The sequence below is a fragment of the Arthrobacter sp. Edens01 genome, from assembly GCF_001307035.1.
Taxonomy (GTDB): domain Bacteria; phylum Actinomycetota; class Actinomycetes; order Actinomycetales; family Micrococcaceae; genus Arthrobacter_B.
Genome location: NZ_LKIU01000005.1, coordinates 191362 through 215034 on the forward strand (window position 1 = coordinate 191362; position 23673 = coordinate 215034).

Sequence of the window (23673 nt, forward strand, 5' to 3'; positions counted from 1 at the left end):
TTCAGCAATAACGACTCCCCGGAACCCACCAGTGCTGACCGCGCGGACTCGGGGCGGGGGGCCGGAGCAGGGCAGATCGTTCTGGCGGCGACGCCCATCGGGAACATGGGTGACGCGACGGTCCGCCTGATTGACCTGCTGCAGCACGCCGATGTCATTGCTGCCGAAGACACCCGGCGGCTGCACCGCCTGGTCAGTGCGCTGAAGATCAGCACCACCGGCCGGATCATGAGCTACCACGAACACAACGAACAGTCCCGCACCCCGGAACTGCTGGAACTGGTGCGCGGCGGAGCCACCCTGCTGATGGTCACCGATGCCGGCATGCCTTCGGTCTCGGACCCCGGGTACCGGCTGGTTGAGGCGGCAGCCGCAGAGGGCATCGCCGTGACGGCAGCGCCCGGACCCTCGGCCGTCCTGACGGCCCTGGCCCTTTCCGGCCTGCCAACGGACCGTTTCTGCTTTGAGGGGTTCCTTCCCCGCAAGTCCGGCGAACGGGCATCACGGCTGTCTGAGCTGGCGGGGGAACAGCGCACGATGGTCTTCTTCGAAGCCCCGCACCGGCTTGAAGCGATGCTCCGTGCATTGGACACGGCGTTCGGAGGGGACCGGCCAGCCGCCGTCGCCCGTGAACTCACCAAGCTGCATGAACAGGTGCTGCGTGCGCCGCTGCGCGAGCTGCTGGAATGGGCTGAGGCAAGCGAAGTGCGCGGCGAGATTGCCGTGGTGGTCGGAGGTGCCGGCGAAGCGGCTCCGGAGGCTCCGGAAGACCACGTTGGCGCTGTCAACGAGCTGATCGCGCAGGGCTCCCGCCTGAAGGACGCCGTAGCAACAGTGGCCAGTGACGCCCGCATCAGCAAGCGGGAGCTTTACGCTGCAGTCCTCGCGGCCCGCGGCAGCAAGTAGCTTTCGCGGGCCCTGGCCAAGTGCACAGGGGATGGTGCATGTCATTGTGCAGCGGTGCATTTACACTGGTCGGCGCTGCCTTTACGGTGAATTCAGCACCGGGCTGATTGTGATCCGGAAAACCCGCACACTTTGGAGGCACACCCATGGCTGTTAGCGCTGAACGCGAAGCCGAACTGCTGGCGCAGGTTCCCACCGGACTGCTGATCGACGGAGAGTGGCGCGAGGCCGCCGGCGGCAAGACCTTCGAAGTCGAGGATCCGGCAACAGGCAAGGTCCTGCTGAGCATCGCCGACGCGAGCACAGAAGACGGCGCCGCTGCCATGGACGCAGCCGCCGCAGCCCAGGAGTCCTGGGCAGCCACCCCGCCGCGTGTCCGCGGCGAAATCCTGCGCCGTGCGTTCGAGCTTGTCACCGCCCGTGCGGAGGACTTCGCACTGCTGATGACGCTGGAAATGGGCAAGCCACTGGCCGAAGCCCGCGGCGAAGTGGCCTACGGTGCCGAGTTCCTGCGCTGGTTCTCGGAAGAAGCTGTCCGCGTAACCGGCCGCTACGGAACTGCTCCGGACGGCAAATCCCGCATCATGGTCACCAAGAAGCCGGTTGGTCCCTGCCTGCTGATCACGCCGTGGAACTTCCCGCTGGCCATGGCCACCCGCAAGATCGCTCCCGCGGTCGCCGCAGGCTGCACCATGGTGCTCAAGCCGGCGAAGCTCACTCCGCTGACCTCGCAGCTGTTCGCAGCCGTCATGATGGAAGCCGGCCTCCCCGCTGGCGTCCTGAACGTCGTCTCGACCACGAAGGCAGGCGAAGTCACAGGTCCGATCATGCAGGATGACCGACTGCGCAAGGTTTCCTTCACCGGTTCCACACCCGTGGGCCAGGGCCTCATCCGGGACGCCGCAGACAAGGTCCTGCGTACTTCCATGGAACTGGGCGGCAACGCCCCGTTCCTCGTCTTCGAAGATGCGGACATCGACAAGGCCGTTGAGGGCGCCATGGCCGCGAAGCTGCGCAACATGGGCGAGGCCTGCACGGCTGCGAACCGCTTCATTGTCCACGAGGACATTGCGGACGAGTTCTCCGAGAAGTTCGCTGCCAAGGTCAGCGCCATGACCACCGCACGCGGCACCGAAGACGAATCCAAGATCGGCCCGCTGATCGATGCCAAGTCCCGTGACAAGGTGCACTCCCTCGTCGAAGACGCGATCGACGCCGGTGCCACCGCCGTTGTTGGCGGCTCACCGGTGGATGGTCCGGGCTACTTCTACGCTCCCACCGTGTTGAAGAACGTTCCCGCAGGCGCCCGGATCCTGAAGGAAGAGATCTTCGGGCCCGTGGCTCCCGTAATTACCTTCTCCACCGAAGCGGAGGCCGTGAAACTGGCCAACGCCTCTGAATACGGTCTGATCGCCTACGTCTTCACCGAAGACCTGAACCGCGGCCTGCGGATCGGCGAAAAGCTCGAGACTGGCATGCTGGGCCTGAACGCCGGCGTCGTTTCCAACGCGGCCGCTCCGTTCGGCGGCGTCAAGCAGTCCGGCCTGGGCCGTGAAGGCGGCGACGAAGGCATCGAAGAGTACCTGTACACGCAGTACATCGGCATCGCTGACCCCACAGCGTAACTGCATAGCTGACAGCGGGTCCCGTCCGGGGAGCACAGTCTCCCTGCACGGGACCCGCTGCTTTAAGCTGCCGGTGATGCGGCGTCGGCCTGCCTCCGCGAAGAGGGCAGGAATGAAGCCGGGAAAAACCGGGCACGCAGCCGGACTCCGGTGGACACAGAGGATCGCAGGGCGCGGTGGAGCGTGTCCACGTCCGCCCAGTCTGCGGGGTTCCGGCCAGGACCATTCCGATCAGGGGAGGCAGGGCCGGCGTACGCTTCGGTCTCATAAGCGGCCCGCAGACGGGCCAGCGCAGCCGCAGCGGGCGGCGGGAAGGCAGCCTGGACGGCAAGGCGGTCTGAGTAGGAGCGGGGGCTGTCAGCCGTACGGGCACGGTAACCAAAGTCCTGGGCCAGATCAGTGACCTCCGCCCACGCCGGTGCCGCGCTGCCTGAACGGGTACTCTCCAGCCGACGCAGGGAGCTCCGGCGGCGCCGTACCGCCCACGGCGCCAGCACAGCCGCTGCGGCCACCAGCACACCGATTCCGACGCCGGCCCACGGTGCCCCGGCGGTCTCTTCCGGGTTCAGCGCCTCGGTTTGCGAACCCGGTGCGGGTGAAGCCGCCGGCGGCACAGCGGGCAGGGGATTCTGCAGTTCACGCGGATCGGCGTCGGCCTGTGCCGCGGAGGCGGCGTTCTGCTGCCGTTGGACGGCGTAGGCCGGCACCACGCCGCGGGACGGGGTGGGTTCGAACCGGACCCAGCCCACGCCTTCGAAATAGAGCTCGGGCCAGGCATGCGCGTCCCGCGCATCCACCGCGAACTCGTTGAGTTCGGTGCCGTCTTCCGACTCGATAGTCTCGCCCGTTGCCCGGCCGGGCGCGTAGCCCAGCCCCATGCGGCTGGGGATCCCTACCTCGCGGGCCATCACAGCCATGGCCGACGCGAAGTGGATGCAGTACCCCGAGCGCTGTTCAAGGAACCTCGCCAGGACGTCGATGCCATTGCCGTCGTAGCCGCCCTCGACCGGGGCCTCGAGGGAGTAGTCAAACTGGGCGCCGCGCAGATAGGACTGCAGGGCCAGCGCCTGGGCGTAGGGGGTCTCGGCGCCGGCGACAGCCTCCTGCGCAGTGTCACGGATGATCTGGGGCAGGTTGTCCGGCAGGCTGGTAAACATCGGTTCCACGGAGTCCGGGGACGCAGCAGGCAGTCCGGAGAGAGTCTCGCTGGTCACAACCGGGGTCTCACTGAGCACCCGGTAGCCGGCCCGCGGCTCGGAGCTGCCGCTGGCGGACAGGATGGTCATTGTTGCCGGGTCCCATGTCCAGGATCCGCTGAGCTCCGAGACCTCCGAGGGTGCATATGGAGCCAGCAGCCAGGGACTGGCATAACTAGGGGAGCTGACCACAGTGGTGACGGTATCCGTGGGGATAGCCGAATCCAGTGCTTCCGGCGGCTCCATCCCGGAGATCCCGGACCGCCGTTCCTGATTGCGGGGGTCCGGCGCCCAGCGGCTGCCGGAAAAGTCCTCGAGCGTGGTTGAGCGTAGGTACACCGGGCGCGTGGAATCGGTTGCGTAGGTGATCCGGCCCGTGGCCGTGGGCTGACGCAGGTCATTTCCAAGCGTGACGACCGGGTTCAGGCCCGTGGAACCGCTGAAGATGGTGAAGCGGGCACCCTGGGGGAATGCGCCGGTGGTAAAACCCGGGATTGCCAGCGAAACCAGCAGTGCGGCCACCAGCGCTGCGGCCCCGATCCCGGCTGCTCCGGCGGCTTGGGGACCCGTGGGCCGGGCAACGCTGGTTTCGGCTGAGCGGTCCCTCCGGTCCTGCCAGGTTCCCGCTGCCAGGACGAGCAGGTACCCGGCTGCTGCGGCCGTGAAACCCGCGACCCCCACACTCTGCGGCTTGATTACAGCCGGGACCAGCAGGAGGGTGAAAAGCCCCAGGCCGCTGGCAGCCGGCATGCGCAGTGTGACCGCCAGGGTATCCACCAGTACGGCGACGAGACCGACGGCGAGGCAGGCGATAAACACGACCCCCGCATCCGGGACTACGGGGATGACCTGAGTGATTACGGTGGTCTGGGCACCCGCAAGCAGCTCGCCGCCACGGGCCAGGGTCCCGCCGGTGGGAATGACGCCGAGAAAACTTTCGTCCGCGGCGAACATCAGGGTCAGTGCCATGGCCAGCGCAGCCAGCCCGGCCGCGGGAACAAGCGCAGTCGGGAACCGAAGCCACCTGGCCAGGGCGGCACCTCCGGCCACAGCACCCACCGCCATGCCCAGCGGCCAGATCCAGGCGGAGCCTTCGACGACGCCGTGGATACTCATGGCACAGAGCATTACGGCCGCTGCGGACACGGCGCCAAACAGCCATTGGGAGTTGCCGGTGCGGCGAGTCCTTATTGGCGGGCCGGCCCGGGGCGGACGCGGCGGGGCAAGTGTTGCGGTCATGGGCGGTGTCCCGGGTTCGCCAGGGAAGCGGCATGCTCGGCAGCCCCTGCCCACGCTGCCGCGACTGCTTGTGACGGGGATGCGGCAACGGCAGTCCAGCCGGCGGAACGCAGAACCGCCAGCTGAGCCGAGAGAGAGGCTGGGCGTTCAGTTACGACGAGGGCGAGGGCGGAAGGCACATAATCGGCCATCGGCGCCAGGCGTGCGGCATCTTCTTCGGTGAGCGCGCCGGTGATCACTGCCAGGGGTCCCCGGTGCCGGCCATCCTGCAGCGCCTGCAGCAAGCTGTCACCGAACGGCCCCCGTTCAGCCTGGGCCGCAGACGGAGTCCGCTCCGGATACGGATGCGCTCCCGCCGGGGGAGCGCTTCCGGACCGTCGCCACGGCCTGGAACGCAGGGGCAGCGGCCCGCCCGCGCCGGAGGACGCGGCTGCCTCCAAACCCAGTGCAGCCAGGCCCTCACCAAGGTCCGCCACGGCAGCGGTTCCGCTGAAGAGATCAACGTCAGGCAGCACTGCGGAGGGCGAACGCTGCAGGCCGGGGCGGGCAAGGGCATCCAGGATCCGGACTTCGAATCCGTGCTCAAGCAGGTGCGCTCCCACCGACATCAGCGCCGAGACTGCCCATTCGAATGCCTCGGAACTGGCCGGCGCGGAGTCGTCTGCGCTCTCTGCCCAGAGCGAGGAAAGGAATCCCTGCTCGTAACTGGATTCGCGCTGGTCCAGTACCAGGGTCGCCCGGGGAGCGGCCACGGTTTCCTCCTGCCGGACCATCAGCTCCCCGTGCCTGGCCGTGGCTGACCAGTGCACCCTGCGCATAGGGTCCCCGTGCCGGTACTCCCGCGTGGTGACGTCATCCTGGCTCGGGTTTCCCTGCACGCGGGTGGGGACAGAGCCGTCGCTTCCCCGCAGCCCTTCCAGTACGGCCGGCGGCAGGTCCAGGGGAGCCGGCGTCACGACCAGTTCGGCTGTGCCGCCGATTGTATGCCGGGCCACGGCCAGGCCAAACGGGTCCGGGAAGCCTGCGCTGACCGGACCGATGCGGTACAGGCCCCGGCGGGTGGAACGCAGCCGGTATGAATACCGGCTGGCCCGCGAACTGTCAGTCTGGGCCGCGGGATAGTGGAACTCGGGACTGGCCCCAAAGCGTGCCGGGAGTTCCTCCTTCATCCGTGCGGTGCCTGCGAATGGCCGAACCGGCTGCACAGCCAGCGTGATGCCCACTGCGGTTCCAGCCTCGGCAGTTGAGGGGCTGAAGGTCCGCTGTACGGTGAACTGCGGCTTCAGCAGCCGCAGCGCCAGGACGGATATCAGCGGCACCAGGATCAGGAAAACGCCCAGCAGCAGCAGGTCCCTGCGGCCCAGGATTTGGGCTCCGAGCAGCGCTGCCACGCCTGCGGCCACCAACCCCCAGCCGCGGGTGGTCAGCGCAGGCCTGCTCACCTTGAACTGTGCCGGCTTCCGCATGGGCTACGTCCGCGCCAGGCCGGGCCGTGCTGCCGGTGGCCTGGGCACCGGGACCTTGGCAAGAATGGCCGAAAGCAGGGAAGCAGGAGTCTCGCCGGAGCTGAGTGCCTTTCGCTCCAGGATCAGCCGGTGCGGCAGAACCGATCCGGCGAGCCTCGCGACGTCGTCGGGCAGGACAAAATCCCGTCCCTCCAGCGCTGCACGGGCCTTGGAAGCCCGTAGCAGCTGCAGCAGCGCGCGGGGACTGGCTCCGAGGCGGACCTGGGGGTGTTCCCGGGTCGCTGCTCCGATGGCAACCGTGTACTCCTTCACGGCACCTGAGACGTACACATCCCGGACACGGGCGGTCATCGCGGCGATGTCCCGCACTGAGACCACTGGAACAATCGAATCAAGCGGGGAGACCGACTGGTGTGTTTCCAGCATTTCGATTTCCGAGACCGTATCCGGATAGCCAAGGGAAATGCGTGCCATGAACCGGTCCCGCTGTGCCTCCGGCAGGGCGTACGTGCCCTCCATCTCCAGCGGATTCTGTGTGGCAACCACCATAAAAGGCTCTGCCAGGCGGTAAGTGCCGCCGTCGACCGTCACCTGTCGTTCCTCCATGCATTCCAGGAGGGCGGACTGCGTCTTCGCTGACGCCCGGTTGATCTCATCCCCGATCACGATGTTGGCGAAGACCGGACCCTGGCGGAACTCGAACCGGTGGGCATCCTGGTTGTAGATCGACACCCCAGTCACGTCCGAGGGCAGCAGGTCAGGAGTGAACTGGATGCGTGTCACGGAACAGTCCACTGCCCGGGCCAGTGTCTTGGCGAGCATGGTCTTCCCGACGCCCGGAACATCTTCAAGCAGCACATGGCCCTCAGCCAGCAGCACCGTCAGTACCAGGCGGGCAGCTTCATCCTTGCCGTCTATGACCGTGTTGATCGCGTTCAGGATGCGGGCGCTGGAAGCCAGGAACGTATCCGCTTCCTCTGCCGGTCCTCCGGCGAAAGGGGCTCCGGCCCCCGGAGCATCGAATCCGGTGGTGGCAGCGGATGTATTGCGAGTGTCCATGGATACCTTCCAAGCCTCGGCACAGTCAGCCCGGGGCAGGAGCAGGCCCGGCTGGTGGTTAGTACGTACAGGGTACAAGCTCACTTAGGCTTAAAGACATGAGTATTGACAGCGTCTATGTTCCGGGGGAAATACCGCAGACCTACCTTGCGCAGGGACACACCCAGCGGGAGGATTCCCCCGGCACGAAGAAATCCTGGGCTCCGGCGCCCGAACCGCTGCCCGTACCGGTGATGGACAACCACACGCACCTGGACTTTGGGGTCCCGGGTGCCGGCACTGCCGCGGCAGCGCTCGACGCCGCCCAGGCAGCGGGCGTCCGCGGCGCCGTCCAGGTGGGTACGGACCTTGAATCCTCCCGGGAAGCGGTCCGGCTCGCGGAAGAGGAGCCACGCCTCCTGGCCGCCGTTGCAATCCATCCCAACGACGCACCGGAACTGGCAGCTGCCGGAACCCTGGATTCGGCGCTTGAGGAGATCGGGGCGCTCGCCGCCCGGCCGCGGGTACGTGCCGTGGGGGAGACCGGACTGGACTATTTCCGCACCGGCCCGGAGGGCATGGACGCGCAGCAGTACTCCTTCCGCCGGCACATCGGGATTGCCCGCCGGGCGGGCGTGGCGGTGCAGATTCACGACCGCGACGCGCACGATGACGTGGTCCGGATCCTGAAGGAGGAACCCCTGCCGCCCGCGGTGGTCTTCCACTGCTTCTCCGGCGACGCTGGCCTGGCCCGGATCTGCAACGAAAACGGCTGGTACATGTCCTTCGCCGGAACGGTGACCTTCCGCAACGCCCAGGGGATCAGGGACGCCCTGGCGATCGCAGATCCGTCCCTGATCCTGGTGGAGACCGACGCGCCCTTCCTGACCCCGCACCCCTTCCGGGGACGTAACAATGCCAGCTACATGATCCCCTACACGGTGCGCGCCATGGCAGAAATCCGGAACGCCGACCTGGCGGAGATCTGCACCTCGATTGCCGCGAACACGTCTGCCGTCTACGGGTCCTGGGACTAAGTGTCAATACCGCCCGCCGAAACCGGAGTTTGCCCGCAGGTCACGGTTCGGTTACGGTAGGGACCTATTAGCCGGGGTCGGGGAAGGCTTCCGGACTGATAACCACCGCCTTAGCGAACCATGCCCTGCTCCGGCAGCAGGCGAACCACGAAGGCGATGGTCCCTGCCTGCGCGCGCCGGCACTCCGTGAGACCCGGAGCCCTGTCCTGGTGTGCGCCCAAGTCCCCGTGCCCGGAAGCTCGAAAAGTCTGGAATTGGCGTGGCAACTGCAATCGTGAGGCGCGGGCTGAAGCTCGGAGGCCAGGCGGCCGTAATGGTGGCCCTTATCCTGGGACTCGTGGCCTTTGTTGGCACCAACAAGTCCGTCGTCCTGAACGTGGACGGCGAAACCAGTGACATCATTACCTTCGGCGGCACCGTTGAGGATGTACTGGCAAAGGCCGACATCCAGCTCGCGGCAGCAGACCGCGTTGTTCCCGCGGCCTCCACCGAGGTGCAGGACGGCACCACAATTGAAGTGACCACTGCCAAGACCGTTGACGTCAACGTAGACGGCACCGGGCATACCATCCAGACCACCGGTGCCACGGTGGCGGACCTGATCTCCGAACTCCGGGTCTCCGCGAAGTCCTCCGTGTCCGCGTCACTGGACACCTCCCTGCTTTCACTTCAGGGCCTTTCCATCTCCACCCCCAAGACAGTCACCCTGCTGGCTGACGGTCAGACCCGCCAGCTGGAGACCACCGCCGGCACCGTCGGGGAAGTCCTGGCTGAAGCCGGCATCGCTGTCGGCTCCTCCGACCGGCTGTCCGTCCCCGCCCGGGCAGACGTGGCGGACGGTATGACGCTGAAGGTCACCCGCGTGGTTTCCGGCACCGAGGACACCGTTACCGAACCTGTGCCCTTCGAAACCCGCAGCGTTGAGGACGCGGAACTCTTCGAAGGCGAAAAGAAGGTCACCGAAGCCGGAGCTGCCGGCGAACGCATCCTGGTCTTTGACACAGTGGTCGTCGACGGTCGCGAGGTCAACCGGGTACTGGTCCGGGAAGACGTCACGCGGGAGCCCGTAACCGAGACAGTCGCCGTGGGAACCAAGAAGCGCCCCGCACCTGCCCCGGCGGCAGCGCCCGGAGGCACTGCGCCTGCCGGCGGTGCCTGGGCCGCACTGGCCCAGTGCGAGTCCGGCGGAAACTGGCACATCAACTCCGGCAACGGCTACTACGGCGGCCTGCAGTTCAGCACGCAGAGCTGGCTCGGCGCAGGCGGCGGGGCTTACGCCCCGGTGGCCAGCGACGCCACTCCGGAGCAGCAGATCGCCGTCGCGGAGAACCTGCGGGCGAACGGCGGCTGGGGCCACTGGCCTTCCTGCGCACGCAAGCTTGGGCTGCTCTAGCCCTCACTGCACTGCAAACACGGAAAAGCCGGCCCTTGCGGCCGGCTTTTTCCGTCCTACGGGATCCTGCGGTATCGGGCCAGTGAAGCTGAAAGAGCCCGGACATGTCCCCTCCGGTCAACCGCACCGGCCGTGTTGAACAGGGATTCGCTCTCTTCCAGCCGATCCGCTGCCGCCTGGGTCTGTCCCAGGGACGCCAGGCTGAGCGCCAGCTGCAGCGCCACTTCGGCCGCTGTCTGGGGTGGAAGCGAACTGCGCTGGGCGTACGCCTCGGAGAGCAGGTCAACGGCATGCTCATAGTTGCCGCTCAGCTGCTCCCAGCGCCCGTGCGTATGGATCAGGTCCACCGTGTCGATGCGCGAGGCGCCCACGACGGCGAGAGCAGCCTCCGCCTGCCGGATACAGGCGAACGTCTGGTCGTCGTGAAGACCTGAGGACAGCCGCATACTGGCGGAGGCCTTGTTGAACGAAGCCCAAAGTCCCACGTCCAGCCGGGGACTGAGCAGTGCGCCGGCACGCTGGTGGAATCTCAGGCCGGCGGCGGAGTCGCCGCGGCGGAAAGCCACGTTGCCGACTGTCCAGAATCCCTTGCCGGCCAGCAGTGTATCCGGCACTGAATCGATGAGCGGCAGGACCATCACCCTGCAGAGTTCCCAGGCCTCCGGCAGCTGCCCGCTCTCAGCGAGCGCTGCGGTGAGGGACAGATAGGCTTCCAGGGTTGTTTCGGCCCCTGCCTTTCCATCCTGTGCGGAGACCACTGCAGCCCTGCCGTGCCGGACGGCGTCGGGCAGCTTCCCCGCCCCCTGGCAGGCACGGGCCGCCAGGCCCTGGGCGCGGGAACGCAGGTCCGGCCTTTTGAGGACCTGCCTGTGACCGGCAAGTTCGGTTGCCTGCCGGATGCAGCCGCTGTAGTCCTCCAGCTTGAGGCGGGCCTGCCCGGCAAGCAGGGACGAGAGCCACCACTCCTGGGGATCATGTTCGGCCGTCGCTGCCCGGGCAGCGGCAAGCGCCAGCCCCAGGCAGCCCGAATAGTCCCGTTCATCCCAGGACTGGCAGGCGGCCAGGGCCAGGAACAGTGCGCCGTCGGGACCGCCGGGCCGGGGGCGGCTCCCGGGAGCTGCCGCCAGGCGCCCGGCAAGGCTGGAGATCAGTTCAATGTCCGGTTCGCGGCGTCCAGCCTCCAACAGTGAGACTTCGCGTTCACGCAACCGGGGTGTCCCCAGTTCCCTGCGGCTAAGGAACCTCTCCTGCCGGACTGTTCGAAGCTTTTCACCAAAGATTTTACCCATCACCGTTACCGCCGTTCTTCCGGTACGCCAGACTTGGATCAGCCGCGGAGAAAGACGCTACAGTCCGGTTTCCTCCAGCGGCAGAGCAACAGTGAAAGCGCGGAAGGAATCCAATGAGTCTTTTCAAGCTACCGTTCCAGCAGTCGTCCGCCCGTTCCGTGGGGGACTGGCCTGACTAGCGCCTTTACCTGCCGACAAGGGCAGAGCCGGTCCCGGGCGCTAGTATGAGGCAGTGACTGAATCTGTTTCCGCGCCCGTTCCCCGGCCCAAACCGCTCCTTGGCGCCTCCGATATCCGGGAGCTCGCAGAAGAGCTGGGCGTGCGGCCCACCAAGACCCTTGGCCAGAACTTCGTCATTGACGGAAACACAATCCGCAGGATCGTATCCGCCGCGTCCGTGGACCCGGCCGAAACCGTCCTCGAAGTGGGGCCGGGCCTCGGCTCCCTCACCCTGGGCCTGCTTGATGCTGCCCGGGAAGTGGTGGCGGTGGAGATTGATCCGGTCCTTGCCGAAAGGCTTCCTCTGACCGTCCAGACCTGGCGGCCGGAACAGGCCCAAAACCTTCATGTGGTGCTGGCTGATGCCATGCGCGTTACCGATCTTCCGGCAGAACCCACGGCCCTGGTGGCCAACCTGCCCTACAACGTGGCCGTGCCGGTGGTACTGCACCTGCTCGAAACTTTCCCGACCCTGCGCCACGGCCTTGTTATGGTTCAGGACGAGGTTGCCGACAGGCTGGCCGCCCGTCCGGGATCAAAGACCTACGGGGTTCCCTCCGTCAAGGCTGCCTGGTACGGCACCATGCGCAAGGCCGGCGTCATCGGCATGAACGTCTTCTGGCCCGCGCCCAAGATCGCTTCCGGGCTGGTTGGCTTCGAACGCCATGAGCCGCCGGCAACAACTGCCACGCGCGAAGAAGTGTTCGCGGTCATCGACGCCGCCTTTGCGCAGCGCCGCAAGACCCTGCGTGCAGCCCTGGCAGGCTGGGCGGGCAGTCCGGCTGCGGCCGAAACCGCTCTGCGTGCAGCAGGCGTTGACCCCAGTGCCCGCGGCGAAGTGCTGGATATCAACGCCTACACCCGGATCGCCGAGGCGAAGGCGGCATCGTGACCGCTGTGCCTTCCTCCGTTCGCATCAGCGCGCCGGGCAAGATCAATGTCTCGCTGCAGGTTGGTCCGCGGCGCCCGGACGGGTACCACGCCGTGGCGAGCGTCTACCTGGCAGTGAGCCTGCGGGAAGAGGTTCTTGCTGCCGCCGGAGCGCATCCGGGAATCACCGTATCCGTCACCGGCGGCGGTCCGCTGGGAATCGCCGTGGACGGGATTCCGCTGGGACCGGACAACCTGGTGGCGCGCGCGGCTGCGGCACTGGCCGAGCATGCCGGGATCCAGGATCCTGCGGTGCACCTGGCCATTACCAAACGCGTCCCCGTAGCCGGCGGAATGGGCGGCGGGTCGGCCGACGCCGCCGCTGCCCTGATGGCATGCAACCTTTTCTGGGACACCGGCCTTGACCAGACTGAACTTTCCAGGCTGGCGGCAGGCCTTGGCGCGGACGTGCCGTTCGCCCTTGCCGGTGGTGCCGCCGTCGGGCTGGGCGTGGGCGACGAGCTCACAGCCGTAGCTGCGGACAAAGCGCTGCACTGGGTCCTGGTAGCGTCCGGCGCAGGGCTGTCCACGCCGGCGGTCTACGGACGGCTGGACGCGCTTCGGGCCGAAGCCGAAACCGTTGGAGCTCCGACGGCTTCCGAACCGCAGGCCGCGGCTCCCCGCGTGCTTGAAGCGGTGCGTTCCGGGAACGCAGCGGCCCTGGCCGGCGTTATCACTAACGACCTCCAGCCAGCGGCGCTGTCCCTGGCGCCGGAGCTGGAAACGGTCCTGAACCGCGGACGCGAACTGGGTGCCCTGGCCGGATTAGTCTCCGGCTCGGGACCCACCCTCGCTTTCCTGGCCGGGGACGCCGGTGCTGCCGCGCAGCTCCAGGCGGCCCTGCGCGCCGAGGGGCACAATGCCCTGGCCGTCCACGGCCCCGTTGCGGGTGCCGGGATGACGGCAGACAAAACCTGAATCACCAACGAAAGTAGTTCCGATTGGCACACCTGCTTGGCGCTGAGAACCTCAGCATCGCCTTTGGCACCCGCACCATCCTCGACGGCGTCTCCCTGGGGCTCGACGAGGGGGACCGGATTGGCATGGTGGGCCGCAACGGCGACGGCAAGTCCACGCTGATGCGGCTGCTCGCTGAGCGGCAGAGCGCCGACGGCGGCCGCGTCACCCGCCGCCGCGACGTCACGGTGGGGTACCTGGACCAGTCCGACGTACTCGACGGCGACCTCACCGTGGGACAGGCAATCGTCGGTGATGCCGCTGACTACGAATGGGCCTCGGACCCGAAAATCCGCGACGTCATGAGCGGCCTCGTCCAGGAAGTGGACTGGAACGCGCAGGTGTCCTCCCTCTCCGGCGGCCAGCGGCGCCGCGTTGCCCTGGCGAAGCTGCTGATGGGCGACGACGACGTAATTATGCTGGACGAGCCCACCAACCACCTCGACGTCGAGGGTGTTGCCTGGCTGGCCCGGCACCTGAAGCAGCGCTGGCGGGCCACCGACGGCGCGCTGCTGGTGGTCACCCACGACCGCTGGTTCCTGGACGAAGTGTGCACCCGCACCTGGGAAGTGCACGACGCCGTGGTGGAACCGTTTGACGGCGGGTACGCCGCCTATGTGCTGGCCCGCGCCGAACGCGACCGCATGGCCGCCGTTGTGGAAGGCAAGCGCCAGCAGCTGATCAAGAAGGAACTGGCCTGGCTGCGCCGTGGCGCTCCCGCCCGCACCTCCAAGCCCAAGTTCCGGATTGAGGCGGCCAACACCCTGATCGCCGACGTGCCCGAGCCCCGGGACACGCTGTCCCTGAACAAGATGGCGACGGCGCGGCTGGGCAAGGACGTGCTGGACCTGGAGAACGTCTCCCTGGAACTGGGGGACACCCAGCTCTTCCGCAACATCACCCTGCGGCTGGCTCCCGGGCAGCGCCTCGGCATCGTGGGCGTGAACGGTGCCGGCAAGACCACCCTGCTGCGGCTGCTGAACGGCACCGTGGAACCCACATCCGGCCGGCTGAAGCGCGGCAAGACCGTGCAGACCGCCGTCCTCACCCAGGAAGTCCGTGAACTGGACGACGTCGCCGATCTGCGCGTCATCGAGGTCATTGAAAACGAAAAGCGCGTCTTCAACGTGGGCGGACGTGAGCTTTCCGCGGGCCAGCTGGTGGAGCAGCTGGGCTTCAGTTCCCAGCGGCAGTGGACGCCGGTGCGTGAGCTCTCCGGCGGGGAGCGCAGGCGGCTGCAGCTGCTGCGCCTGCTGGTGGGGGAACCGAACGTGCTGATGCTCGACGAACCGACCAACGACCTGGACACCGACACCCTGGCTGCGGTCGAAGACGTGCTGGACGGCTGGCCCGGAACCCTGATCGTGGTCTCCCACGACCGCTACCTGCTGGAACGCGTCACCGACACCCAAATGGCCCTGCTCGGTGACGGCAAGCTGCGGGACCTGCCCGGCGGCGTCGACCAGTACCTAGAGCTGCGCGAGGCTGCGCTGGCCTCCGGCGCCGGCGGCGGCAGTTCCTCGCAGGCCAGCAGGGCTGCGCAGGCAGGCGCCTCGCGGCCCGACGCCGCGGGGACCGGTTCCGTGGCTACGGCCGTGGCAGGTTCGGCGTATTCCGAGGCGGAGAAGCGCAACGCGCGCAAGGACCTGACCAGGATTGAGCGGCAGCTGACCAAGCTCGCCGGCCAGGCTGAGAAGATCCACACGCAGATGAATGCCGAAACGGCCGGCGGAAGTCCCGACTTCGAAGTGCTCGCGGACCTGAACGCCAAACTGCAGGCGGTGGCCGCCGAGCAGGAGGAGCTGGAGATGGAGTGGCTCGAGGCATCCGAGATCCTCGAGTAACCCCGCCGAGATGACAGAAACTGCCCGTATCAGCGCTGATACGGGCAGTTTCTGTCATATCGATGACCGCGGGCGGCCGGGCTAGCCGTCGACGCCGGGAGCCGGGCTTTCCTGCGCCAGCAGTTCGGGAAGCACATGGTCGCGCAGCAGCGGGGAGATGTCGTTGCGGGCAAATGCCTCGGCCGGGGTCAGCCAGAGTGTTTCCTCGATCTCGGCGGCGGCCCTGGGCGCCACGGCGTTCCCGGTTCCGCAGGGCCCGGGGAGAGTGAGCGCGAAAAGGCCTGCATCGATGAAGGTATTGGCCTCGTTGGCAGCCGGACCGTACCAGCGGCCGATGTCGGTCAGGTCCCCGGGGATAACGGACAGGCCCAGTTCCTCGTTTACCTCACGGGCTGCCGCGGTGCGGAAGTCCTCGCCCGGCTCCAGCTTTCCTCCCGGCTGCATAAAGCGCCGGGTGCCGCGCTTGCGGACCAGCAGGATCCGCCCGTCGCCGTCGCGCAGCAGGACCGCGGAGAGCGTGAGAACCAGGGGGATGCCTCCGCCGGGGATGTGCCCAAGGGCAGGTTCCTTCTGCAGCCCGGTCAGGCCGTTCCAGGACAGGTTCACCAGGTGGGCCGCCACAGTGGCTTTGTCCGGGGTGCGGGCATCGAGCCACCACTGGCCGGTCATGGCAACCATGCCCACCAGCATCTGGGCGTACATCCCGCCCACCTCGGCGCTGAGCCCCCGGCTGCCGAACTCCTTCGAAAGGATGTGCTCCACGTCCGCAGCAATGCGGGAGAGCAGCGTGGAGAAGGTGCCTTCGGGCTGGGACGGGGGAGCATCCCGGACCAGGATCCGGAAACCGTCCGTGTGGTTCTCAATGTAGTCAAGCAGCGAGTAGGCCGCGCGTTCGAGCAGTACCCGGGGGCCGGCGTCGGCCCCGAGCGCTTCCGTGATGGCTGCCAGCAGCCGGTCGAACTCGGTGTCCACAACCTCGGTGTAGAGGGCTTCCTTGGAGCCGAAGTGTTCGTACACCACGGGCTTGGAAACCCCGGCCCCGGCCGCGATGTCTTCAATGGTCGCGCCTTCAAGGCCCCGCAGGGCAAAAAGCGAACGGGCGACGCCGATCAGCTGGGCCCGCCGCTGGACTCCGGTCATGCGCGGCCGCGACCGCGCAGTTGTTATTCTCGCCACGCCCTCAGTCTACGCAATCACGGCGGCCGCACCCGCGGGCACACTCACTCACCAAGTCGCGGAGGGGCCTTCGAGCATGGCAAACTGGTCTCTTGTGTGCAGCAGCAGCGGCACATTTTCCGCCCTGGTGTAATGGCAGCACCCCGGCCTTTGGAGCCGTGGAGTATAGGTTCGAATCCTATGGGCGGAACGCTGGGAAGCAGCCGCGCGGTGTGGTGGGGACAGCCCCTGCGCCGGAGCCGGACAACGTGTAGGAGCGCTTTTTCGTGAGCATGCAGGAAACGCAGGGTACCGGACCGAACGAAGGCGCAGCGCCAGCCGCCGTCATAGTCCTCGCAGCCGGGGCCGGCACCCGGATGAAGTCGCGCACCCCCAAGATCCTCCACCCCGTCGGGGGTATTTCAATGGTCGGCCATGCCCTGAACGCAGCCGGTGAGCTGCATCCGGCCACCCTCGCCGTGGTGGTGCGCCACGAACGCGAGAAGGTTGCCTCCCACGTTGCAGCCCTGATGCCGGGCGCCATGATCGTGGACCAGGACGAGGTTCCGGGCACCGGCCGGGCAGTACAGGCAGCGATGGAAGCCATCGACGCGCTCAGCCCGGTTCAAGGAACCGTCGTCGTCACGTATGGGGATGTCCCGCTGCTGGAAGCCGGCACCCTGCGTGAACTGGTGGCCGTGCACAACGTCGATTCAAACGCCGTTACCGTCCTGACCGCACGGGTTGCGGATCCCGCCGGGTACGGGCGCGTCCTGCGTGCAGAAGACGGAACCGTCACCGGAATCGTGGAACAGAAAGACGCCACAGCCGAACAGCTGGCGGTCAACGAAATCAACTCAGGCATCTATGCCTTTGATGCAGCGGTGCTGCGCTCGGCACTGGGTGAAGTCAGCACTGACAACGCCCAGGGCGAGATGTACCTGACCGACGTACTGGCCATCGCGCGCGCCGCCGGCGGCCGGGTTGCCGCCGTCGTCACCACGGACCAGTGGCAGGTTGAAGGTGCCAACGACCGTGTGCAGCTGGCAGCCCTGAACGCCGAGCACAACCGCCGCAACCTCGAGCGCTGGATGCGCGCCGGCGTAACCGTCGTCGATCCGGCGACCACCTGGATCGATTCCACAGTCACCCTGGACGAGGACGTCACGATCCTTCCGGGCACCCAGCTTCACGGCACCACCACTATTGCGCGCGACGCCGTTGTGGGGCCGGACACCACCCTCAGCAACGTGAGGATCGGCGAGGGTGCCAAGGTAATCCGCACCCACGGATCCGACGCCGTGATCGGTGCAGGCGCCGACGTCGGGCCCTTTGCCTACCTCCGCCCCGGAACGCAGCTGGGCGAGCGCGGGAAGATCGGCACGTTCGTTGAGACCAAGAACGCACAGATCGGCACAGGCTCCAAGGTCCCGCACCTTTCCTATGTGGGGGACGCCACCATCGGCGAGTATTCAAACATCGGCGCAGCCTCCGTGTTCGTCAATTACGACGGTGAAAAGAAGCACCACACCACGGTCGGATCGCACGTACGGATGGGCAGCGACAACATGTACGTGGCGCCCGTCACCGTGGGGGACGGGGCGTACAGTGGAGCTGGAACAGTGATCCGCAAGGACGTTCCGGCGGGCTCGCTGGCCATCAACGTGGCTCCGCAGCGCAATCTCGAGAACTGGGTGGCGGCCAACCGCCCGGGCTCCGCAGCAGCGCAGGCCGCCGAGCGCGCCCAGACACAGACTTCCCTCTCCGGTACTGATAACCCCACGCGAGAAAGCGAACAGTCATGAGCAGCGTAATCACCGCACAAGGTGAAAAAAGGCTTGTCCTAGCCACGGGACGGGCACATCCGGAGCTGGCGGAGGAGATAGCCAAGTGCCTGGACACCGACCTGCTGCCGCTCGCTGCCTACGACTTCGCCAACGGCGAGATCTACGTCCGCCCCGGTGAAAGCGTCCGCGGCAAGGACGCCTTTGTGATCCAGGCGCATCCCGCCCCGCTGAACAACTGGCTGATGGAACAGCTGATCATGATCGACGCACTGAAGCGTGCCTCGGCCCAGCGCATCACCGTGGTCTCCCCGTTCTACCCCTACGCCCGCCAGGACAAGAAGGGCCGCGGCCGCGAGCCCATCTCCGCCCGCCTGGTGGCAGACCTGTACAAGACCGCCGGTGCCGACCGCATCATGAGCGTTGACCTGCACACCTCGCAGATCCAGGGCTTCTTCGACGGCCCCGTCGACCACCTCATGGCCATCCCGCTGCTGGCGGACTACATCCGCACCCGCGTTGACGTCTCCAACGTCACCGTGGTCTCGCCGGACACCGGCCGCGTCCGCGTTGCCGAGCAGTGGGCTGAGCGCCTGGGCGGCGCCCCGCTGGCATTCGTCCACAAGAGCCGCGACCTCACTGTCCCCAACCAGGCTGTTTCCAAGCAGGTTGTCGGCCAGATCGAAGGCCGCACCTGCGTCCTGATCGACGACATGATCGACACCGGCGGAACGATCGCCGGCGCCGTGCGCGTGCTGAAGGAAGCCGGCGCCAAGGACGTCATCATTGCCGCTACCCACGCAGTGTTCTCCGACCCGGCCGCCCGCACCCTGGCCGAGTCCGGTGCCCGCGAAGTGGTTGTCACCAACACCCTGCCGATCCCGGCGAACAAGCGCTTCGAGCAGCTGACCGTGCTCTCGATCGCCCCGCTGATCGCCCGCGCGATCCGCGAGGTCTTCGAAGACGGTTCCGTGACCAGCCTCTTCGACGGCAAGGCCTAGCCTTTCCGGAGTCCTTTTCGCCGAGAGGCCAGTTGCGGCCGGTTTGAGCCCTCAAACCAGCCGTGACTGGCCTCTCGGCGGTTGTGGGGACCGGCTGGGCGGGCAGCCGGAAAGTCCGGCGGCGGCAAGCTGGTAACATTGACTGCGATGCCTAGGCGAGGGAGGCCCCGGAAAACTCCGGCGGCACTCCGTTATCGACGGTGGCTGGCAACTTCTCAACTGCACGCGTTCAATCTGAACGCAGACGATGCAGCTGGTTCGTTCCGATACCGGCGCCGAATAGGCAACTGAAATCCCGGAAGAACCACAACAGGAGTTAGCAATGTCTGAGCAGAAGCTCGCAGCCACCACCCGCACCGACTTCGGCAAGGGTGCAGCCCGCAAGGCCCGCGTCGCCGGCATGATCCCCGCAGTCATCTACGGGCACGGCGCCGATGTTATGCACATCCTGCTGCCCGCCAAGGCAACCACGCTGGCCGTCCGCACCCCGAACGCCCTGCTGGACATCGACGTCGACGGCGAAGCACACCTGGCCCTGGCCAAGGACATCCAGCGCGACCCGATCAAGCAGATCATCGAGCACATCGACCTCCTGACCGTCCGCAAGGGCGAAAAGGTTGAGGTTGAGGTCAACGTCCACGTTGAAGGCGAACTGGCACCGGGCTCCTCGGTCTACAACCAGGAAGCCAACACCGTCCTGGTTTCGGCCGACGCCACCAACCTCCCCGAGACCATCGTGGTCAGCATCGAAGGCCGCAAGGCCGGCGAGCACATCTACGCTTCCGACCTCGAACTGCCGGCCGGCGTTGAGCTGCTGCTCGACCCCGAGACCATGGTCATCAACATCTCCGAGTCCGCTGTCCAGGATCTGGGCGAAGGCGAAGAAGAGGCAGCAGCACCGGCTGCACCTGCCGCCACCGAAGAGGCGTAGTCCTTTTTGACCAGTAACACCTGGCTTGTAGCCGGGCTCGGGAACCCCGGGCCCGGCTACAGCCGTAACCGGCACAACGTGGGCCAGATGGTCCTGGACGAACTTGCGTCCCGTATGGGCGGCAGCTTCAAATCGCACAAATCCCGTGCACAGGTACTTGAAGGCCGCATCAGCATCGGCGGGCCACGCGTAATCCTGGCCAAGCCGCTGACCTACATGAATCTCTCAGGCGGACCGGTTTCCGCGCTGGCCCGCTTCTACGGAATCGAACCGGGGAACGTGGTGGCCGTTCACGACGAAATCGACATCCCCTTCGGCACCGTCAAGCTCAAGCTGGGCGGCGGCGAAGGCGGCCACAACGGACTGCGGGACATCAGCAAAGCACTGGGCACCAAGGACTATCTGCGTGTGAGGGTAGGGGTAGGGCGTCCTCCCGGCCGGATGGACACTGCGGACTGGGTTCTGAAGGACTTCGGCACCACCGAATCAAAGGACCTTCCGTTCCTGGTATCCGACGGCGCGGATGCCGTTGAGCTGCTGCTCTCAGACGGTCTTGTGGCTGCCCAGCAAAAGTTCCACAGCGTCGCCTGACTGCTCCGCGCCCATCCCAGCAGATCGCGAAGTACGAGTAACTGCCCGGACATTTTCGGGTATAAGACCAGTGCCAACGCGCTAAGGCGGAAGCATTGTATGGGTCCTTGCCCGGGCCTACACTGACGGTAGCCTTCGGGCTCCTGAAGCGGGGCCGGCGTCGGGAGGCCTCCGAGACTGGGCCACCCCCATCCCGGCGCCGGTCCCTTATCACTTTCCCTGCACACCCCATACCCGGATCAATCCAGCGGAAAATGCCTGTGCCCAGTCGGAGTTGCGGGGTTTTCATGCCTTCCTATGACGTCGGATGAAGCGTATTCTTGCGCAGTGGGTTCTGCATTGTTCCGAGCCCGCAGGACGCGCTTTGCCGGGGGTTGAAATAGGCATAATGGGGGGAAGTTTTATGGGAAGGCCTGTTCCAATTGGCCCGAAGAGGCTGCGGCACCGACCGGCGGACGGTCTCGCGTGATGCAGGCGGGGATGGCTGCAGGCCTCGTGGGCCGGGATGCTGTCCTCGAGCAGGTTGAATCCGCGCTGGCCGGCGGCCGGGGAGCACTTATTGTTGGCCCGGCCGGTATCGGCAAGACCGCGCTCGCCCGTGCCCTGGTGGAGGGCGCCCGCGGGTACTACGTAGAGACCCTTTACGGAACCGAGGTCTCGCGGCGCAGTCCCTACGGTGCACTGGCTCCGCTGCTCAGCGAGCTTCCGCTGTCCGGGACCCTGAAGCCAATGCACGCACTGCAGCAGATTCACACCTTGCTGCGGCGCAAGGCAGGCACCGCTCCGCTGCTGATCGTGGTTGACGATGCCGATGACCTGGATGAGTTCTCCGTCCTCGTGATTTCCCAGCTGGCACGGCGGGGAGACGCCGCGGTGGTTGCCACAGCCACCGATCTCCTAAGAGCCGACCCGGAGGTGCTGTCCCTTTGGGCAGACGGGTTCATACAGCGCATCGACGTCGAGCCGCTGACCCCGGCGCAGTCCCGCAGCCTCATGGAACGGATCCTTGGCGGTCCGGTCTCCGAGCGCGCCGGACGGGAAATGTGGCAGGAAACCCACGGGAACCCGCACTTCACCATGCTTATGACAAAGGAACAGGTGAACCGGGGCAGGCTGATCCTCTCCGACCGGACGTGGGTGCGCGCCCGCTCCTTTGTCCACAGCGGAATGGTTGCAGAGGTTTTGGCGGCGCGCCTCGCGAAGCTCCCGGCCGACCAGCGCAAGCTGATAGAGGTCGTCTCCCGCATCAGTCCGCTTCCCCTGGAGCTCGGGCTGGGGCTGACGGCACCCGAAACCCTGGACGCGCTGGAAGAAGACGGAACAGTGGAGTTCGAACCGGGGCCGGTTCCTTCCATCCGGCTGGGGAACGGACTTGGGGCCTCCGTGATCGCGGCGAACATACCGCTTGGACGCAGCCACCAGCTGTGGAATGAAGTTTCAGCACTGCTTGAAGACACAGACGTGCTGGCGCCCCCTGCCCTGGCAGGTTTCGTCGCATGGACACTCGCGTGCGGAGCGGACCCGGGACCTGAGCGGATCCTGCGCGCAGCACAGTACGCGAATGACTCGGGCACACCATCGGATGCACTGGGCTTTGTTCGTTCGGTGGAGTCCGCGGTCCGGGGCCAGGAACTGGTCTGTGAAGAGGTACGTGCGCTGTCCGCCCTGGGAGAGTACCAGGATGCGTATGCGGTGCTGACGCAGTTTGAACCAGGGTTTGACCCGAACCAGCGGGAAAGCTGGATGAACCTGATGCTGCACAAGGCAGCCCTCCTGCGCAGCCTTCCCAAGCTCGGCGACGCCCAGGCGGTGCTGGACAGTGCCGGGGCCCGGGGAGACTCCACGGAGGCAGCAGCCGCAGTTGAGCTGGCCCGGGCGGAACTGCTGATGGCAGAGGGCGACTATGCCCTGGCTGTGGGGCCGCTTCGCGAATTGGCCGGGCGGGCCGGGGTATCCGACAGGGTGCGGGCCCTGGCATCGTCGGCAGCAGCCGAGGCACTGGCTGTCACCGGACATGCTGCGGATGCGCTGGCTCTGATCGGGGAGGCCCAGCGGTTCCTGCAGACGCCCCTGCCGGCTCCCGACCAGAGCGTCATTGTCACACGCCTGTTCTACGCCCTGTTCGCGGCAGGGGAACTGAACCAGGCCGTGCGCTTTGTCCACGAGAACATTGACGGTGCGGGGAACTCCTACCGGGGCAGCGCCGGCGAGCTGGTCGGCGGCGTTATCCGTGCAGCAGCAGGAGAAGCCGATGCCGCCATCGAGGCACTGGTGCCGGCCGTTGCCCAGCTGCGGTTCTGCGACCCTGAGGACCTGCTGCCCCTTGCTACGGCCCTTCTCTCCTATGCCTACGGGATGCGCGGCGACCCTGCCCAGGCGGCCTCCTACCGTTTCCTGGCGCCACGGCTCAGGCATCGCCCCTATTGGCATGCGGAACGGGTGACCACGTTCTTCCACACCCTTTCACTGCCGGAGGAGATGGCCGGAGCGGTCTGCCGGCGGCTGATCCGGATGGGTGAGGAAGCGGAGTCCCGCGGCAACGTCTCCATGGCCATGGCCTGCTATGAAGCAGCCGCGTCCCGCGGTGACCTGGCTGCAGCCGCGGAACTGGCCAGGATCAGTTCAACGGCAACCGGCCGTTGGGCCGAAGCGCTCTCCACCTACGGCAGGGGGCTCCTGTCCAACGACCCGCACCTGCTCCTGACAGCTGCCAGGGGAGCCGCCGAGCTGGGGCATCAGTTCCTTTCCTACCGGGCCGCGGGACTGGTGCGGACCAACGTACCGGCGCCCGGGGGCAGCCTGGCGCGCCGTGCCGCCGCCGTGGAGAACGCGGCGTACCGTAAGCTCCGGCGTGAAAACAGTTTGGAACACATACTTGGTTCACTCACTGACTTTGAAGCACGGCTGGTGGACATGGCTGCCGGGACCTGGTCCAGAACCCGGATCGCCGAAGAGCTGCATCTGTCTCCGCGCACGGTGGACTGGCACCTGAGCAAGCTGTTTCGGAAACTCCGGGTAACCGGGCGGACCGAGTTGAGGGAAGTCCTGCTTAGCGCAGGGTGAGGTTTGGGG

The 23673-nt window shown here is 66.7% G+C and carries 17 protein-coding genes and 1 tRNA gene; 13 read left to right on the forward strand and 5 right to left on the reverse strand.

The annotated features are described in order from the left end of the window. Positions 1-75: 75 nt before the first annotated feature. Together rsmI and AO716_RS07145 are read left to right on the forward strand one after the other, a co-directional pair. Entirely contained in the window at positions 76-906 is an 831-nt protein-coding gene (rsmI, locus tag AO716_RS07140; RefSeq protein ID WP_055241966.1) for a 16S rRNA (cytidine(1402)-2'-O)-methyltransferase, read from the forward strand. 146 nt (positions 907-1052) lie between these two features. Next, positions 1053-2531 (forward strand): NAD-dependent succinate-semialdehyde dehydrogenase, encoded by a 1479-nt coding sequence (locus tag AO716_RS07145; protein ID WP_055240263.1) that lies wholly within the window; start codon positions 1053-1055, stop codon positions 2529-2531. A 62-nt stretch (positions 2532-2593) separates the two neighbouring features. On the opposite strand, the gene AO716_RS07150 is transcribed toward AO716_RS07145, so the two are convergent. The 3 genes from AO716_RS07150 to AO716_RS07160 are packed head-to-tail and all read right to left on the reverse strand — an operon-like array spanning position 2594 to position 7491. After that, the gene (locus AO716_RS07150; RefSeq protein WP_082413407.1) at positions 2594-4966 is read right to left on the reverse strand and encodes a transglutaminaseTgpA domain-containing protein; all 2373 of its coding nucleotides are present in this window, start codon (positions 4964-4966) and stop codon (positions 2594-2596) included. After that, on the reverse strand, positions 4963-6432 hold the full coding sequence (locus tag AO716_RS07155) for a DUF58 domain-containing protein (protein WP_055240265.1): 1470 nt from the start codon (positions 6430-6432) through the stop codon (positions 4963-4965). The genes AO716_RS07150 and AO716_RS07155 overlap by 4 nt, the downstream gene beginning before the upstream one ends. 3 nt (positions 6433-6435) lie before the next feature. Continuing rightward, positions 6436-7491 (reverse strand): AAA family ATPase, encoded by a 1056-nt coding sequence (locus tag AO716_RS07160; protein ID WP_055240266.1) that lies wholly within the window; start codon positions 7489-7491, stop codon positions 6436-6438. 98 nt (positions 7492-7589) lie between these two features. On the opposite strand from AO716_RS07160, the gene AO716_RS07165 reads away from it, so the two are divergent. Continuing rightward, the gene (locus AO716_RS07165; protein ID WP_082413408.1) at positions 7590-8507 is read left to right on the forward strand and encodes a TatD family hydrolase; all 918 of its coding nucleotides are present in this window, start codon (positions 7590-7592) and stop codon (positions 8505-8507) included. A gap of 259 nt (positions 8508-8766) precedes the next feature. Then, positions 8767-9900 carry a transglycosylase family protein gene (locus tag AO716_RS07170; protein ID WP_321164364.1) on the forward strand — a complete coding sequence of 378 codons (1134 nt, stop codon included), beginning with the start codon at positions 8767-8769 and terminating at the stop codon, positions 9898-9900. Positions 9901-9956: 56 nt separating this feature from the next. Here the strand turns inward: AO716_RS07170 and AO716_RS07175 are convergent, their stop codons facing one another. Then, positions 9957-11189, reverse strand: a complete 1233-nt coding sequence (locus AO716_RS07175; protein WP_152969897.1) for a helix-turn-helix domain-containing protein — start codon at positions 11187-11189, stop codon at positions 9957-9959. Between the two features lie 232 nt (positions 11190-11421). Here AO716_RS07175 and rsmA point away from each other — a divergent pair, with 232 nt between their 5' ends. Genes rsmA through AO716_RS07190 form a run of 3 tightly spaced genes read left to right on the forward strand, consistent with a single transcriptional unit; the run spans position 11422 to position 15139 of the window. Continuing rightward, positions 11422-12300 carry a 16S rRNA (adenine(1518)-N(6)/adenine(1519)-N(6))-dimethyltransferase RsmA gene (rsmA, locus tag AO716_RS07180; RefSeq protein ID WP_055240268.1) on the forward strand — a complete coding sequence of 293 codons (879 nt, stop codon included), beginning with the start codon at positions 11422-11424 and terminating at the stop codon, positions 12298-12300. Next, a complete protein-coding gene (locus AO716_RS07185) occupies positions 12297-13256 on the forward strand; it encodes a 4-(cytidine 5'-diphospho)-2-C-methyl-D-erythritol kinase (RefSeq protein ID WP_235472028.1) in 960 nt (319 codons plus the stop codon). The genes rsmA and AO716_RS07185 overlap by 4 nt, the downstream gene beginning before the upstream one ends. A gap of 23 nt (positions 13257-13279) precedes the next feature. Beyond that, a complete protein-coding gene (locus AO716_RS07190; protein WP_055240270.1) occupies positions 13280-15139 on the forward strand; it encodes an ABC-F family ATP-binding cassette domain-containing protein in 1860 nt (619 codons plus the stop codon). A gap of 81 nt (positions 15140-15220) precedes the next feature. Here the strand turns inward: AO716_RS07190 and AO716_RS17850 are convergent, their stop codons facing one another. After that, positions 15221-16315, reverse strand: coding sequence for a TetR family transcriptional regulator (locus tag AO716_RS17850; protein WP_152969898.1), 1095 nt, complete (start codon positions 16313-16315; stop codon positions 15221-15223). Positions 16316-16433: 118 nt separating this feature from the next. Here AO716_RS17850 and AO716_RS07200 point away from each other — a divergent pair. The 6 genes from AO716_RS07200 (at position 16434) to AO716_RS07225 (ending at position 23664) form a co-directional block, all read left to right on the forward strand. Further along, positions 16434-16505: transfer RNA gene (locus AO716_RS07200), tRNA-Gln, on the forward strand. Positions 16506-16587: 82 nt separating this feature from the next. Beyond that, positions 16588-18099, forward strand: coding sequence for a bifunctional UDP-N-acetylglucosamine diphosphorylase/glucosamine-1-phosphate N-acetyltransferase GlmU (gene glmU / locus AO716_RS07205; RefSeq protein WP_055241972.1), 1512 nt, complete (start codon positions 16588-16590; stop codon positions 18097-18099). Next, the gene (locus AO716_RS07210) at positions 18096-19079 is read left to right on the forward strand and encodes a ribose-phosphate diphosphokinase (protein WP_055240271.1); all 984 of its coding nucleotides are present in this window, start codon (positions 18096-18098) and stop codon (positions 19077-19079) included. Before glmU ends, AO716_RS07210 begins: the two co-directional genes overlap by 4 nt. 322 nt (positions 19080-19401) lie before the next feature. After that, the gene (locus AO716_RS07215; RefSeq protein ID WP_055240272.1) at positions 19402-20010 is read left to right on the forward strand and encodes a 50S ribosomal protein L25/general stress protein Ctc; all 609 of its coding nucleotides are present in this window, start codon (positions 19402-19404) and stop codon (positions 20008-20010) included. 6 nt (positions 20011-20016) lie between these two features. After that, positions 20017-20601 carry an aminoacyl-tRNA hydrolase gene (pth, locus tag AO716_RS07220; protein WP_055240273.1) on the forward strand — a complete coding sequence of 195 codons (585 nt, stop codon included), beginning with the start codon at positions 20017-20019 and terminating at the stop codon, positions 20599-20601. Positions 20602-21081: 480 nt separating this feature from the next. Beyond that, entirely contained in the window at positions 21082-23664 is a 2583-nt protein-coding gene (locus AO716_RS07225; RefSeq protein WP_055240274.1) for an AAA family ATPase, read from the forward strand. Positions 23665-23673 lie beyond the last annotated feature (9 nt).